The organism is Cupriavidus necator A5-1, from assembly GCF_000744095.1.
Lineage (GTDB): Bacteria > Pseudomonadota > Gammaproteobacteria > Burkholderiales > Burkholderiaceae > Cupriavidus > Cupriavidus necator_A.
In genome coordinates this window covers 2,842,703-2,857,107 of record NZ_JQLI01000001.1, presented here as the reverse complement: position 1 = coordinate 2,857,107, position 14,405 = coordinate 2,842,703, and the positions used below count along the sequence as shown (strand labels likewise).

Below are 14,405 nucleotides of genomic sequence, written 5' to 3'. Positions count from 1 at the left end.
TGGGCGCTTCCCTTGATGTGCGGCTTGGATCGCACTTAAGGGATTGCTTATACAGGGGCTAAGAATATCTGAATTTACCTTATGTGGGTCGGCAGATATCTTTCCAACAACGCAGCCGCGCCGCCAATCCACGCAAGGGAGATCAGCATGAACGCACCTGAGACGATCCAAGCCAAGCCGCGCAAGCGCTATGACGCCGGCGTCATGAAGTACAAGGAAATGGGGTACTGGGACGCGGACTACGTGCCCAAGGACACCGATGTGCTGGCGCTGTTCCGCATCACGCCGCAGGACGGCGTGGATCCGGTCGAGGCCGCCGCCGCGGTGGCTGGCGAATCCTCCACCGCCACCTGGACGGTGGTGTGGACCGACCGGCTGACCGCCTGCGACATGTACCGCGCCAAGGCCTACCGGGTCGATCCGGTGCCCAACAACCCCGAGCAGTTCTTCTGCTACGTGGCCTATGACCTGTCGCTGTTCGAGGAAGGCTCGATCGCCAACCTGACCGCCTCGATCATCGGCAATGTCTTCAGCTTCAAGCCGATCAAGGCCGCGCGCCTGGAAGACATGCGCTTCCCGGTCGCCTACGTGAAGACCTTCGCCGGCCCGTCGACTGGCATCATCGTCGAGCGCGAGCGGCTGGACAAGTTCGGCCGCCCGCTGCTGGGCGCCACTACCAAGCCCAAGCTCGGCCTGTCGGGGCGCAACTACGGCCGCGTGGTGTACGAGGGCCTGAAGGGCGGGCTGGATTTCATGAAGGACGACGAGAACATCAACTCGCAGCCCTTCATGCACTGGCGCGACCGCTTCCTGTTCGTGATGGACGCGGTCAACAAGGCCTCGGCCGCCACCGGCGAGGTCAAGGGCAGCTATCTCAACGTGACCGCCGGCACCATGGAAGAGATGTACCGGCGCGCCGAGTTCGCCAAGTCGCTGGGCTCGGTCATCATCATGGTCGACCTGATCGTCGGCTGGACCTGCATCCAGTCCATGAGCAACTGGTGCCGCCAGAACGACATGATCCTGCACCTGCACCGCGCGGGCCATGGCACCTACACCCGGCAGAAGAACCATGGCGTGTCCTTCCGCGTGATCGCCAAGTGGCTGCGGCTGGCGGGCGTGGACCACATGCATACCGGCACTGCGGTGGGCAAGCTGGAAGGCGATCCGCTCACCGTGCAGGGCTACTACAACGTCTGCCGCGATGCGTACACCGATACCGACCTGACGCGCGGGCTGTTCTTCGACCAGGACTGGGCCTCGCTGCGCAAGGTGATGCCGGTGGCCTCCGGCGGCATCCACGCCGGCCAGATGCACCAGCTGATCAGCCTGTTCGGCGACGACGTGGTGCTGCAGTTCGGCGGCGGCACGATCGGCCACCCGCAAGGGATCCAGGCGGGCGCCACCGCCAACCGCGTCGCGCTGGAAGCGATGGTGCTGGCGCGCAACGAAGGGCGCGACATCCTCAACGAAGGGCCGGAAATCCTGCGCGACGCCGCGCGCTGGTGCGGGCCGCTGCGGGCGGCGCTCGATACTTGGGGCGACATCAGCTTCAACTACACGCCGACCGACACCTCGGACTTTGTGCCGACCGCGTCGGTGGCCTGAGCCAGGCGCGAGCTACCACAGCGAAACCAGAGAACGAGAGGACATCATGCGTATTACCCAAGGCACTTTCTCCTTCCTGCCCGACCTTACCGACGCGCAGATCACCAGCCAGCTCGAATACTGCCTCGGCAAGGGCTGGGCGGTCGGCATCGAATACACCGACGACCCGCACCCGCGCAACACCTATTGGGAGATGTTCGGCCTGCCGATGTTCGACCTGCGCGATGCAGCCGGCATCCTGATGGAAATCAACAACGCGCGCAGCACTTTCCCCAACCACTACATCCGCGTCACGGCCTTCGATTCGACCCATACGGTGGAGTCGGTGGTGATGTCCTTCATCGTCAATCGTCCCGCCGACGAACCCGGCTTCCGCCTGGTGCGGCAGGAGGAACCCGGCCGCACGATGCGCTACTCGATCGAGAGCTACGCCGTGCAGGCGAGGCCGGAAGGTAGTCGCTACCGCGGCATCGACTGAGCCGCTGCGCAGCGCTGCTGCCGGCAATTTCGTTGGTGTGCCATCCCACGGCTGCGCCGCCTGACGGCCGCGCACCGCGGGGAAGCTGCGCCCCGAATTCATCGAATCGATCGATCTTCACGGAGCTTGCCATGTCCGCACCCGAAACGAGCGCACTGCTGCAGCCGCCCGCTGCTTTGGCCGGATCGCTGACCGAATCGCTGGTCAGCTCGGGCATCACCGAGCTGCTGGCCCAGCTCGACCGCGAGCTGATCGGGCTGGCGCCGGTGAAAGCGCGCATCCGCGATATCGCCGCATTGCTGCTGGTGGACAAGCTGCGCGCCGCGCGCGGCTTCAGCGCGGGGGCACCCAGCCTGCATATGTGCTTCACCGGCAATCCAGGCACCGGCAAGACCACCGTCGCCATGCGCATGGCGCAGATCCTGCACCAGCTCGGCTACGTGCGGCGCGGCCACCTGGTGGCCGTGACGCGCGACGACCTGGTCGGCCAGTACATCGGCCATACCGCGCCCAAGACCAAGGAGATCCTGAAGAAGGCCATGGGCGGGGTGCTCTTCATCGACGAGGCCTACTACCTCTACCGCCCGGAGAACGAACGCGACTATGGCCAGGAGGCCATCGAGATCCTGCTGCAGGTAATGGAGAACAACCGCGAAGACCTGGTGGTGATCCTGGCCGGCTACAAGGACCGCATGGACCGCTTCTTCGAATCGAATCCTGGCATGTCGTCGCGCGTTGCCCACCATATCGACTTCCCCGACTACCAGCTGGACGAGCTGCGCCAGATCGCCGAACTGATGCTGGGCGAGATGCAGTACCGCTTCGACGATGAAAGCCGGGCCGTCTTTGCCGACTACCTGGCCCGGCGCATGGCGCAACCGCATTTCGCCAATGCCCGCAGCGTGCGCAATGCGCTGGACCGCGCGCGGCTGCGCCATGCCTCGCGCCTGCTGGACGATGCCGGCACGGTCGTCGACGACCAGACTCTGACCACCATTACCGCCGCCGATCTGCTTGCCAGTCGCGTGTTTGCACCGGCCGCACCGGCTACGCAGGCCTCGGCGAGGGAGTAAGCCATGCAAGCCCTGATCTTCGATGTCGACGGCACGCTTGCCGATACCGAGACCGCCCACCTCCAGGCCTTCAATGCCGCCTTTGGCGAAGTCGGCCTCGACTGGTGCTGGGATGAGGCGCTCTACACGCGCCTGCTCAGGGTGGCCGGCGGCAAGGAGCGTTTGACGCACTACTGGCGCATGGTCGACCCGGAAGAAGCCCGCGGCTGCAAGGTCAAGGAAACGATCGACGCCGTGCATGCCATCAAGACCCGCCACTATGCCGAACGCGTCAGCAGCGGCCGGCTGCCGCTGCGGCCGGGCATTGCCCGCCTGATCGAGGAGGCCGGCCGCGCCGGCATGCCCATTGCCATCGCCACCACCACCACGCCGGTCAATCTCGATGCGCTGTTGCAGGCGCCGTTGGGTGCCGGCTGGCGCGAGCGCTTTGCCGCCATCTGCGACGCCGGCACCACCGCGGTCAAGAAGCCGGCCCCGGATGTCTACCTGGCCGTGCTGGACCGGCTCGGCCTGGCGGCCGGCGACTGCCTGGCTATCGAGGATTCGGAGAACGGACTGCGCGCCGCGCAGGCGGCCGGCATCCCCACCGTGGTCACGCCCACCGCCTACACCGCGCAGGACCGTTTTGACGGCGCGCTGCTGGTGCTGCCGCACCTGGGCGACCCGGAGCAGCCGATTCCGCAGCACCTGCCCGGCGCGGACCACCGCTGGGCCGACCTGGCCGCACTGCGCCGCTGGCATCGCGGCACCCTGTTCGAGGCAGCCTGATATGCACGCCACCGACCATGACACCGGCCACGGCCGCCAGCGCGCCATCCGCCTGGCGCCCTCCATCCTGTCCGCCGACTTCGCGAGGCTGGGCGAGGAGGTGCGCGCGATCGAGGCAGCCGGCGCCGACCTCGTGCACTTCGACGTGATGGACAACCACTACGTGCCCAACCTGACCATCGGCCCGCTGGTGTGCGAGGCGATCCGGCCGCACGTTTCGATCCCCATCGACGTTCACCTGATGGTGGAGCCGGTCGATGCGCTGATCCCGCTGTTCGCCAAGGCGGGTGCAGGGATCATCAGCTTCCATCCGGAGGCGAGCCGGCATGTGGACCGCACCATCGGCCTGATCCGTGACCACGGCTGCAAGGCCGGCCTGGTGCTGAACCCGGCCACGCCGCTGGGCTGGCTGGACCATACGCTGGGCCAGCTCGACCTGGTGCTGCTGATGAGCGTCAACCCTGGCTTCGGCGGCCAGGCGTTCATCCCCGGCGTGCTGGACAAGCTGCGCCAGGTACGCGCGCGCATCGACCGGCAGCAGGAGGCCGGCGGCTGGCCTGTCTGGCTGGAGATCGACGGCGGCGTCAAGGCCGACAACATTGCCGCGATCGCCCGCGCGGGCGCCGACACCTTCGTCGCCGGCAGCGGCGTGTTTGGCGCGCCGGATGCCGACGGCGGCTACCGGGGCATCCTGCGCCGCCTGCGCGGGGCCGCCACGTACACCTAGCCCGCACCAGCGCCACACAAGAACACACAGCAAATCAAGAGGAGACCTGTCATGCCAGAAGTCCAGAGGATGACCCTGACGCAGTTCCTGATCGAGGAGCGCCGCCGCTATCCGGACGCCAGCGGCGGCTTCAACGGCCTGATCCTCAACGTTGCCATGGCCTGCAAGGAGATTGCGCGCGCCGTTGCCTTCGGTGCGCTGGGCGGCCTGCACGGCCGAGCCGGTAGCGAGGATGGCACCGCCGTCAACGTGCAGGGCGAGATCCAGCAGAAGCTCGACGTACTGAGCAACGAGGCTTTTCTGCGCGTCAACGAGTGGGGCGGCCACCTGGCCGGCATGGCCTCGGAGGAAATGGCCGAGCCGTACCAGATTCCCGAGTGCTACCCGCGCGGCAAGTACCTGCTGGTGTTCGACCCGCTCGACGGCTCATCGAACATCGACGTCAATGTCTCGGTGGGCAGCATCTTCTCGGTGCTGCGCGCGCCCGAAGGCGCCGCCGCTGTCACCGAGCAGGACTTCCTGCAACCTGGCACGGCCCAGGTGGCGGCCGGCTACGCGCTCTACGGGCCTACCACCATGCTGGTGCTGACCGTCGGCAACGGTGTCAACGGTTTCACCCTCGATCCCAACCTTGGGGAATTCTTTCTCACCCATCCCAACCTGCGGGTGCCAGCCGATACCCACGAATTTGCCATCAACGCCTCGAACAGCCGTTTCTGGGAAGCGCCGGTCAGGCAATACATCTCCGAATGCCTGGCCGGGCAGAGCGGGCCGCGTGGCAAGGACTTCAACATGCGCTGGATTGCGTCGATGGTGGCCGAGGCGCACCGCATCCTGATGCGGGGCGGCGTCTTCATGTACCCGCGCGACAGCAAGGACCCGGCCAAACCCGGCCGCCTGCGGCTGCTGTATGAGGCCAACCCGGTCGCCTTCCTGATGGAGCAGGCTGGCGGGCGTGCCAGCACCGGCCGGCAGCCGCTGATGTCGGTGGCGCCGGGCGCGCTGCACCAGCGCATCGGCGTGATCTTCGGCTCGCGCAATGAAGTGGAACGGATCGAGCGCTACCACACACACCAGTCCGATCCCGACCTTCCCAATCCCCTGTTCAACGAGCGCAGCCTTTTCCGCGCGTCTGCATGAGGTGCACGGCCATGTCAGAACGTTATCCCATCATCGCCATCACCGGCTCCTCCGGGGCCGGTACCACGTCGGTGACCCGTACCTTCGAGAACATCTTTCGCCGCGAGGGCGTGAAGTCGGTGGTGATCGAAGGCGACAGCTTCCACCGCTACGACCGCGCCGAGATGAAGGTCAAGATGGCCGAGGCCGAGCGCACCGGCAATATGAACTTCAGCCACTTCGGTCCGGAGAACAACCTGTTCGGCGACCTGGAGAACCTGTTCCGCTCCTATGCGGAATCCGGCACGGGCGTGCGCCGTCGCTACCTGCACAGCACGGAGGAGGCGGCCCCCTTTGGGCAGGAGCCCGGCACCTTCACCGAGTGGGAGCCGTTGCCGGCCGACACCGACCTGCTGTTCTATGAGGGTCTGCATGGCGGCGTGGTGACCGACGAAGTCGATGTCGCCCGGTACCCCAACCTGCTGATCGGGGTGGTGCCCGTCATCAACCTGGAGTGGATCCAGAAACTGTGGCGCGACAAGAAGCAGCGCGGCTATTCGACGGAGGCCGTGACCGACACCATCCTGCGCCGCATGCCGGACTACGTGAACTACATCTGCCCGCAGTTCTCGCGCACGCATGTGAATTTCCAGCGGGTGCCGTGCGTGGACACCTCCAACCCCTTCATCTCGCGCGAGATCCCCGCGCCGGATGAAAGCATGGTGGTGATCCGTTTTGCCAACCCGAAGGGGATCGACTTCCAGTACCTGCTCAGCATGATCCATGACTCCTTCATGTCGCGCGCCAACACCATCGTGGTGCCGGGCGGCAAGATGGAACTGGCCATGCAGCTCATCTTCACGCCGTTCGTGCTGCGCATGATGGAGCGCCGCAAGCGCGCAGCCCTGTGAACCGCCGTGTTGCAAGGACACCCTAGATGAACGCCCCCGAACGCATCGATTCCGCAGCGCGCTGCGCCAACGCGCTGCGCTTCCTGGCCGCCGACGCGGTGGAGCAGGCCAGGTCCGGCCACCCCGGCGCCCCCATGGGCATGGCCGAGATGGCCGAGGTCCTGTGGCGGCACCACCTGCGCCACAACCCGGCCAACCCGGCCTGGCCCGACCGTGACCGCTTCGTGCTGTCCAACGGCCATGCTTCCATGCTGCTGTATGCGCTGCTGCATCTCACCGGCTACGACTTGCCGATGTCGCAGCTGCGCCAGTTCCGCCAACTGCACGCGGCCACGCCGGGCCATCCGGAGCGCGGCGTGACGCCGGGCGTGGAAACCACCACCGGGCCGCTGGGGCAGGGCCTGGCCAATGCCGTCGGCATGGCGCTGTCGGAGAATCTGCTGGCCGCCACTTTCAACCGGCCCGGCTTCAACATCGTTGACCACCACACCTATGTCTTCCTGGGCGACGGCTGCCTGATGGAAGGACTCAGCCACGAAGCCTGCTCGCTGGCGGGCACGCTCCGGCTTGGCAAGCTGATCTGCCTGTACGACGACAACGGCATCTCCATCGACGGCGACGTCGCCGGCTGGTTTGCTGACGACACTCCGAAGCGCTTTGCCGCCTACGGCTGGCATGTGATCGCCGGCGTCGACGGGCACGATGCAAAGGCCGTCGACGCGGCGCTGCTCGCGGCCAGGGCCGAGCGCGAGCGGCCCACGCTGATCTGCTGCCGCACCGTGATCGGCAAGGGCGCGCCCTTCAGGGCCGGCGGGCATGATGTGCATGGCGCGCCGCTGGGCGCGTCGGAGGTCGCCGCCATGCGCGAGGCGCTGGGCTGGGAGGCCGAGCCTTTCACCGTGCCGCCGGATGTGGCCGACGTCTGGGACGCGCGCGCCCAGGGCGCCGCGCGCGAGGCCGAATGGGAGGCGCGTTTCGCGGGCTATCGTGCAGCGCATCCGGAACTGGCCGGGGAATTCCTGCGCCGTATTAACGGCCGCCTGGCGGAAGGCTTCGATGCGGAACTGATGGCGTTGCTGGACGCGCCCTCCGCACTGCAAGGCAAGATCGCCACGCGCAAGGCATCGCAGCTCTGCCTGGAGGCGCTGACGCCAGCCTTGCCGGAACTGCTCGGCGGCTCGGCGGACCTCACCGGGTCCAACCTGACCAATGTCAAGGCTTCGGTCTGGGTCAACCATGCCGGGCACGGCAACTACGTGAGCTACGGCGTGCGCGAGTTCGGCATGGCCGCCGTCATGAACGGCATTGCGCTGCACGGGGGGCTGATCCCCTACGGCGGCACCTTCATGACTTTCTCGGACTACTCGCGCAATGCCATCCGCATGGCTGCGCTGATGCGCCTGCGCGTGGTGCACGTGCTGACCCACGATTCCATCGGGCTCGGCGAAGACGGTCCCACGCACCAGCCGGTGGAGCACGCCGCCAGCCTGCGGCTGATCCCCAACAACCAGGTCTGGCGCCCGTGCGATGGGGCCGAGACCGCGTATGCGTGGCTGGCCGCGCTGCGGCGCGAGCAGGGTCCTACCTGCCTGGTGCTGTCGCGGCAGGCGCTGATGCCGTTCGAACGCGATGCGGGCCAGCGCGCAGCCATCGCGCGCGGCGGCTATGTGCTGCGCGATACTGTGGCGCCGCGCGTGGTGCTGGTGGCGACTGGCTCCGAGGTGGAGATCGCGCAGCGCGCTGCGCTTGACCTTGCCGAGGCAGGCATCGCCGCGCGCGTGGTGTCCATGCCCTGCGTCGAGCTTTTCTACGCGCAGGAAGCGAGCTACCGGGACACGGTGCTGCCGCCGGGCTTGCCGCGCGTCAGCGTGGAAGCGGGCGCCACCTGGTTCTGGCGCGGCGTGGTGGGCGAGGGTGGCGTGGCGCTGGGCATCGACAGCTTCGGCGAATCCGCGCCGGCCGAGGCGCTGTATCAGCACTTCGGCCTGACCCCGGCGCATGTCGCAGCTGCCGCGCGTTCCCTGCTGGAGGACAAGTGATGCCGACCGTATCCCTGCCTTGCGCCGCAGTGCTGATCGACCTCGACGGCACACTGGTCGACAGCGCGCCTGACATCGTCGAAGCCGCCAACCGCATGCTGGCCGAGCTGGGCAGCCCGCCGCTGCCGTTCGATACCGTGGCCGGCTTCATCGGGCGTGGCGTGCCCAATCTGGTGCGGCGTGTGCTGGAGACCGCGCAGCTCGCGCCACGGGTGGATGCCGCCGCTGCCGAGACGCTGTTCCATCGCCACTATGCCGAGACCAATGGCCGCCTTGGGGCGGTGTTCCCGGGCGTGGAGGCGGGCCTGGCCGCGCTCAGGCGCGAGGGCTACCGGCTTGCCTGCGTCACCAACAAGCCGCGCGCACTGGCGGTACCGCTGCTGGCGCTGACCGGGCTGGCGGCGTACCTGGAAGTCCTGGTGGCGGGCGATTCGATCGCGCAGATGAAACCGCACCCCGAACCGCTGCGCCATGCCTGCCAGCTGCTCGACGTCGACCCCGCGCAGGGGGTGCTGGTGGGGGATTCGCCGGTGGATGTGGCAGCAGCACGCGCGGCCGGCATGCCGGTCTGCCTGGTGCGTTACGGCTACGCCGGCCCCGACGGGCCCGTGGCGCTGGGTGCAGACGCGCTGGTCGATTCGATGGAGGCATTGCCGGCGCTGCTCACGCCGGCGCGGCTGGCCGCCTGATGTTTGGCCAACGCCGGCAAAGATACCAAGACAAGCACAAGGAGACATCATGACCATCAAGGTTGCCATCAACGGCTACGGGCGCATCGGCCGCAATGTGCTGCGCGCCCACTATGAAGGCGGCAAGCGGCACGATCTGGAGATCGTCGCCATCAACGACCTCGGCAACGCCGGCACCAATGCCCACCTGACCCGGTACGACACCGTCCACGGCCGCTTCCCGGGCGAGGTCTCGGTCGACGGCGATGCCTTCCGCGTCAACGGCGACCGGATCCGCGTGCTGGCCCAGCGCAACCCGGCCGAGATGCCGTGGGGCGAGCTGGGCGTGGATGTGGTGATGGAGTGCACCGGGCTCTTCACCAGCAAGGACAAGGCATCGGCCCACCTGAAGGCCGGGGCGAAGAAGGTGATCATCTCCGCGCCCGGCGGCAAGGACGTGGACGCGACTATCGTCTACGGCGTGAACCACGGCGTGCTGAAGGCGAGCGACACGGTGATCTCCAACGCCTCGTGCACCACCAACTGCCTGGCGCCGCTGGTCAAGCCGCTGCATGAACAGCTGGGCGTGGTGAACGGCCTGATGACCACGGTGCACGCCTATACCAACGACCAGGTGCTGACCGACGTCTTCCACGAAGACCTGCGCCGGGCGCGGTCGGCCACCATGTCGATGATCCCCACCAAGACCGGCGCCGCGGCCGCGGTGGGGCTGGTGCTGCCCGAGCTGGACGGCCGGCTGGACGGCTTTGCGGTGCGCGTGCCGACCATCAATGTGTCGCTGGTGGACCTGTCCTTCGTGGCGGCGCGGCCGACCACCGTGGAGGAAGTGAACGGCATCCTGAAGAGCGCTGCAGAAAGCGAGCTCAATGGCATCCTGGACTACAACACCGCGCCGCTGGTCTCGGTGGACTTCAACCACAGCCCGGCCTCGTCCACCTTCGACGCCACCCTGACCAAGGTCAGCGGCACGCTGGTCAAGGTGTCGGCCTGGTATGACAACGAATGGGGCTTCTCCAACCGCATGCTGGATACCGCGGTGGCGCTGGCCCATGCCCGCTAGCAGGTGGCCATGATGAGCCTATCCCACGCCCCGGTCCCGGCACCGAAACCCACGGCGCCGCACACGCTGTCAGCGCTGCTCGCCGCAGGCGGGCTGGCCGGCAAGCGGGTCTTTATCCGCGCCGACCTCAACGTCCCGCAGGATGCCGCGGGCCAGATCACCGACGATACCCGCATCCGTGCCTCCGTGCCCGCCATCGCGGCCTGCCTGCAGGCGGGGGCTGCGGTGATGGTCACCTCGCACCTGGGCCGGCCGCAGGAAGGGGAGCCGGACCCGCGCCACAGCCTCGCGCCGGTGGGCCGCCGCCTGTCCGAGCTGCTCGGCCGCCAGGTGCCGCTGCTGTCCGGCTGGACCGAGGGCGGCTTCCAGGTCCCGCCCGGGCAGGTGGTGCTGCTGGAAAACTGCCGCATGAACCGGGGCGAGAAGACCAACAGCGGCGAGCTGGCGCAGAAGATGGCCAGGCTGTGCGACGTCTACGTCAACGACGCCTTTGGCACCGCCCACCGCGCCGAAGCCACCACCCACGGCATCGCCAGGTACGCCCCGATCGCCTGCGCCGGCCCGCTGCTGGCCGCCGAGATCGACGCGCTGGGCAAGGCGCTAGGCCAGCCGGCCCGTCCGCTGGTGGCGATCGTGGCCGGCTCCAAGGTCTCGACCAAGCTGACCATCCTGAAGTCGCTGGCCGACAAGGTCGACCACCTGATCGTCGGCGGCGGCATCGCCAATACTTTCATGCTGGCTGCCGGCCTGAAGATCGGCAAGTCGCTGGCTGAAGCCGATCTGTTGGCTGACGCCAAGGCCATCATCGACATCATGGCCAAGCGCGGCGCCTCGGTGCCGATCCCGGTAGACGTGGTGTGCGCCAAGGAATTCAGCGCCACCGCCGCGGCCACCGTCAAGGACGTCAAGGACGTGGCCGACGACGACATGATCCTGGACATCGGCCCCAAGACCGCCGCGCAACTGGCCGGGCAGCTCAAGGCCGCCGGCACCATCGTCTGGAACGGCCCGGTGGGCGTGTTCGAGTTCGACCCCTTCGGCAACGGCACCAGGGTGCTGGCCGAGGCCATCGCCGAGTCGAAGGCATTCTCGATCGCCGGTGGCGGCGACACGCTGGCTGCCATCTCCAAGTACGGCATTGCGGACCGCGTTGGCTATATCTCGACCGGCGGCGGCGCTTTCCTGGAGTTCCTTGAAGGCAAGACGCTGCCCGCATTGGCGGTGCTACAGCAACGAGCCGTCACCTGAACCTGCCTCACCGAATCCGTATCGACTAAAGGAGCTTCATCATGGCACTCATATCATTGCGCCAGCTGCTGGACCACGCGGGAGAGTTCGGCTACGGCGTGCCGGCTTTCAACGTCAACAACCTGGAGCAGATCCACGCCATCATGGAAGCCGCCGAGGAAACCGACAGCCCGGTCATCCTGCAGGCCTCGGCCGGGGCCCGCAAGTATGCCGGCGAGGCCTACCTGCGGCACATGGTGCTGGCCGCGGCCGAGACCCATCCGGACCTTCCCATCGTGCTGCACCAGGACCACGGCTCCAGCCCGGCGGTCTGCCAGGCCTCGATCCGCTCCGGCTTCACCAGCGTGATGATGGATGGCTCGCTGCGCGAAGACATGAAAACGCCATCCGACTACGACTACAACGTTGACGTCACCTGGCGCGTGTGCGAGATGGCCCATGCGGTCGGCGTGTCGGTGGAGGGCGAACTGGGCTGCCTGGGCTCGCTCGAAACCGGCCAGGCCGGCGAAGAGGACGGCGTGGGTGCGGCGGGCACGCTGTCGCACGACATGATGCTGACCGACCCGGCACAGGCGCGCGACTTCGTCGCCCGCACCGGCGTCGACGCGCTGGCCATTGCCATCGGAACCAGCCACGGCGCCTACAAGTTCTCGCGCAAGCCCACCGGCGACATCCTGGCGATGGACCGCATCCGCGAGATCCACGAGCAGATCCCCGACACGCACCTGGTGATGCACGGCTCCAGCTCGGTGCCGCAGGAATGGCTGGAGATCATGCGCCAGTACGGCGGCGACATCAAGGAGACCTACGGCGTGCCGGTCGAGGAGATCCTGCGCGGCATCAGGACCGGGGTGCGCAAGGTGAATATCGACACCGATATCCGCCTCGCCATGACCGGGGCCATCCGCAAGGCGCTGTCCGAGGACCGCAGCGAGTTCGATCCGCGCAAGGCACTGCTGGCGGCCAAGAAGGGCGCGAAGGGCGTGGTGAAGCTGCGCTTCGAGGCCTTCGGCTGCGCCGGGCAGGCCTCGCGGATCAAGCCGGTGGCGCTGGAGAAGCTGGCAGAGCGCTACCGTTGACTGGCGCGCCGACCGCGGGCAGGCCGGCTGACCGGTCATTGCCCGCGGCAAGCCTGCTCAGGCATGCGCACCCATACCCGTGATCAGCTGCCCCAAGCCGTGCCGGCATCCAGCGGATAGACCGGGCGCGTGACGTGACGGAACGGGAAGCGCTCGTAACGGGAACTGGTGACCCCTTCGCCATCGCATTCGACCACGGCTTTCGCGATCGGAACGAAAACCGGGCGGCAGTACATGCGGGATTTCAGCAGCAGGAAGCGCGCCTTGCGCGGATCGATGCCGATATGGGTGAAGATGCCAAGGTCCCAGTGCTCCTGCGGTGTCTCCGTCACGATGACCTGCGCCGCCCCGATATCTAGCAAGGCGGTGCGTCCCATGCGGATGCGCTGCCCCGTGTAGGTCGGGCCGCTGATGACATACTCGCCGTCGCTGATGGCGGCAACCTTGCCAGTCATCGGCCTGGACTGCGGGAACACATCCAGTTGGGGCAGCGGTACCTTGTCGCCGACGGGCAGTGTGACGCTGGCGCCCACGCCGGCTTCCACCAGCGCCGCAACCGCCTGCGGATCGCAGACCGGCCCCACCGCGATGCCGGTCAGCCCCTGTGCCAGGGCCTCGTGGAGCACCGCCATGTTGTCGCAGGTGCCGCCGGACATGCAGTTGTCGCCATGGTCGAGCAGCAGGACCGGCCCCTCGCCGGGACCGTCGGCAAGCCATGCCGCACGCGCGATCGAATCGTCGAGCGGCTCGGCGTGGTAGCCGAAGCCATCGCGCTCGGCCCAGGCCAGCGCTGCAATCCGCGCGGCAACGGCGTCGGCCCTGGCCCGGTCACCGTCGCCCACTACGATCACGCTCAGGCAGGGCGCCGCAATGTCGGCCAGGCCGAAGCCAGCCAGGACCGAGACGGCAAGCATCCCTTCCTGCTCCGCCTCGCGCGCCAGAGCTACGGCGCGCTGCATCGCGCCTTCGTCGGTACGGCTGCGCAAGGTGTGGGTGACCAGCGGCGGACGCCGCCACGCCATCACCGGCCGGGTGCGGCCCGCGATCATGTCCAGCAGCAGCCTGCCGGCATGCTCCCCGGTTTCGTACATGTCCACGTGGGGGTAGGTCTTGAAGCTGACCGCAATGTCGGCATGGTCGATCAGCGCCTGGGTGATGTTTCCGTGCAGGTCCAAGGCCACCGCGACCGGGGCATCCGGCAGCACCTGCCGCAGTCGCCTGAGCAAGTCGCCTTCGCCGTCATCGCTGTTCTCCGCCACCATCGCGCCATGCAAGTCGAGCATCACGGCGTCGCAGCCGGCGGCGGCGGAGACGATGGTGTCGCTCAGGTGCGTGTAGGCGTCGGCTGCCACGCGGCCACTCGGGTTGGCGCCCGCAATCACCGGCACCACGATCTCCGCGCCGGCCGCCTTGGCCAGGTCGATGAACGCAGCCGCGGCGGTGCGGGTGCCCTTGGCGGCGCGATAGGCGTCCTGGCCATAGTGCAGATCGAACGACGCCAGCGGCGTCGGCACCGGGGAGAAGGTGTTGGTTTCGTGATTGAGGCGGGCAATCAGGATCTTCATTGCAGGGTCCGTTCAGGTGAGGGATGCGCGGGAGTCCGCTT

The 14,405-nt window shown here is 67.5% G+C and carries 13 protein-coding genes; 12 read left to right on the top strand and 1 reads right to left on the bottom strand.

Going from position 1 to position 14,405, the window contains the following annotated elements; translation table 11 throughout:
* The first annotated feature begins 147 nt into the window (after positions 1 to 147).
* The 12 genes from K307_RS12705 to fba all read left to right on the top strand — a co-directional run bounded on the left by K307_RS12705 (position 148) and on the right by fba (position 12,799).
* Positions 148 to 1,608 carry a form I ribulose bisphosphate carboxylase large subunit gene (locus K307_RS12705; protein ID WP_042878640.1) on the top strand — a complete coding sequence of 487 codons (1,461 nt, stop codon included), beginning with the start codon at positions 148 to 150 and terminating at the stop codon, positions 1,606 to 1,608.
* Positions 1,609 to 1,654: 46 nt separating this feature from the next.
* Complete coding sequence (locus tag K307_RS12700) at positions 1,655 to 2,086, top strand: ribulose bisphosphate carboxylase small subunit (RefSeq protein ID WP_042878639.1); 432 nt, start codon at positions 1,655 to 1,657, stop codon at positions 2,084 to 2,086.
* A gap of 131 nt (positions 2,087 to 2,217) precedes the next feature.
* Entirely contained in the window at positions 2,218 to 3,159 is a 942-nt protein-coding gene (gene cbbX / locus K307_RS12695) for a CbbX protein (RefSeq protein ID WP_042878637.1), read from the top strand.
* Positions 3,160 to 3,162: 3 nt separating this feature from the next.
* Positions 3,163 to 3,927: an HAD family hydrolase gene (locus K307_RS12690; protein WP_042878636.1), complete on the top strand. Its 765-nt coding sequence runs from the start codon at positions 3,163 to 3,165 to the stop codon at positions 3,925 to 3,927.
* 1 nt (position 3,928) lies between these two features.
* Positions 3,929 to 4,654, top strand: coding sequence for a ribulose-phosphate 3-epimerase (rpe, locus tag K307_RS12685; protein ID WP_042878634.1), 726 nt, complete (start codon positions 3,929 to 3,931; stop codon positions 4,652 to 4,654).
* A 51-nt stretch (positions 4,655 to 4,705) separates the two neighbouring features.
* Positions 4,706 to 5,794 carry a class 1 fructose-bisphosphatase gene (locus K307_RS12680; RefSeq protein ID WP_042878633.1) on the top strand — a complete coding sequence of 363 codons (1,089 nt, stop codon included), beginning with the start codon at positions 4,706 to 4,708 and terminating at the stop codon, positions 5,792 to 5,794.
* A gap of 11 nt (positions 5,795 to 5,805) precedes the next feature.
* Positions 5,806 to 6,684, top strand: a complete 879-nt coding sequence (locus K307_RS12675; protein ID WP_042878632.1) for a phosphoribulokinase — start codon at positions 5,806 to 5,808, stop codon at positions 6,682 to 6,684.
* 26 nt (positions 6,685 to 6,710) lie between these two features.
* Positions 6,711 to 8,723 (top strand): transketolase, encoded by a 2,013-nt coding sequence (tkt, locus tag K307_RS12670; protein WP_042878630.1) that lies wholly within the window; start codon positions 6,711 to 6,713, stop codon positions 8,721 to 8,723.
* Positions 8,723 to 9,412, top strand: coding sequence for a phosphoglycolate phosphatase (gene gph / locus K307_RS12665; RefSeq protein WP_042878628.1), 690 nt, complete (start codon positions 8,723 to 8,725; stop codon positions 9,410 to 9,412). Before tkt ends, gph begins: the two co-directional genes overlap by 1 nt.
* Before the next feature lie 49 nt (positions 9,413 to 9,461).
* On the top strand, positions 9,462 to 10,472 hold the full coding sequence (gene gap, locus K307_RS12660; RefSeq protein WP_042878625.1) for a type I glyceraldehyde-3-phosphate dehydrogenase: 1,011 nt from the start codon (positions 9,462 to 9,464) through the stop codon (positions 10,470 to 10,472).
* Between the two features lie 9 nt (positions 10,473 to 10,481).
* A complete protein-coding gene (locus K307_RS12655) occupies positions 10,482 to 11,720 on the top strand; it encodes a phosphoglycerate kinase (RefSeq protein WP_051974842.1) in 1,239 nt (412 codons plus the stop codon).
* 41 nt (positions 11,721 to 11,761) lie between these two features.
* Positions 11,762 to 12,799, top strand: a complete 1,038-nt coding sequence (gene fba / locus K307_RS12650; RefSeq protein ID WP_042878624.1) for a class II fructose-bisphosphate aldolase — start codon at positions 11,762 to 11,764, stop codon at positions 12,797 to 12,799.
* 83 nt (positions 12,800 to 12,882) lie between these two features.
* Here the strand turns inward: fba and K307_RS12645 are convergent, their stop codons facing one another.
* The gene (locus tag K307_RS12645; RefSeq protein WP_042878623.1) at positions 12,883 to 14,364 is read right to left on the bottom strand and encodes a M81 family metallopeptidase; all 1,482 of its coding nucleotides are present in this window, start codon (positions 14,362 to 14,364) and stop codon (positions 12,883 to 12,885) included.
* Positions 14,365 to 14,405 lie beyond the last annotated feature (41 nt).

Excerpts from the sequence above, each read along its gene's own strand:
- K307_RS12705 (WP_042878640.1), top strand. The coding sequence starts at position 148 with ATGAACGCACCTGAGACGATCCAAGCCAAGCCGCGCAAGCGCTATGAC.
- K307_RS12700 (WP_042878639.1), top strand. The coding sequence starts at position 1,655 with ATGCGTATTACCCAAGGCACTTTCTCCTTCCTGCCCGACCTTACCGAC.
- cbbX (WP_042878637.1), top strand. The coding sequence starts at position 2,218 with ATGTCCGCACCCGAAACGAGCGCACTGCTGCAGCCGCCCGCTGCTTTG.
- K307_RS12690 (WP_042878636.1), top strand. The coding sequence starts at position 3,163 with ATGCAAGCCCTGATCTTCGATGTCGACGGCACGCTTGCCGATACCGAG.
- rpe (WP_042878634.1), top strand. The coding sequence starts at position 3,929 with ATGCACGCCACCGACCATGACACCGGCCACGGCCGCCAGCGCGCCATC.
- K307_RS12680 (WP_042878633.1), top strand. The coding sequence starts at position 4,706 with ATGCCAGAAGTCCAGAGGATGACCCTGACGCAGTTCCTGATCGAGGAG.
- K307_RS12675 (WP_042878632.1), top strand. The coding sequence starts at position 5,806 with ATGTCAGAACGTTATCCCATCATCGCCATCACCGGCTCCTCCGGGGCC.
- tkt (WP_042878630.1), top strand. The coding sequence starts at position 6,711 with ATGAACGCCCCCGAACGCATCGATTCCGCAGCGCGCTGCGCCAACGCG.
- gph (WP_042878628.1), top strand. The coding sequence starts at position 8,723 with ATGCCGACCGTATCCCTGCCTTGCGCCGCAGTGCTGATCGACCTCGAC.
- gap (WP_042878625.1), top strand. The coding sequence starts at position 9,462 with ATGACCATCAAGGTTGCCATCAACGGCTACGGGCGCATCGGCCGCAAT.
- K307_RS12655 (WP_051974842.1), top strand. The coding sequence starts at position 10,482 with ATGATGAGCCTATCCCACGCCCCGGTCCCGGCACCGAAACCCACGGCG.
- fba (WP_042878624.1), top strand. The coding sequence starts at position 11,762 with ATGGCACTCATATCATTGCGCCAGCTGCTGGACCACGCGGGAGAGTTC.
- K307_RS12645 (WP_042878623.1), bottom strand. The coding sequence starts at position 14,364 with ATGAAGATCCTGATTGCCCGCCTCAATCACGAAACCAACACCTTCTCC.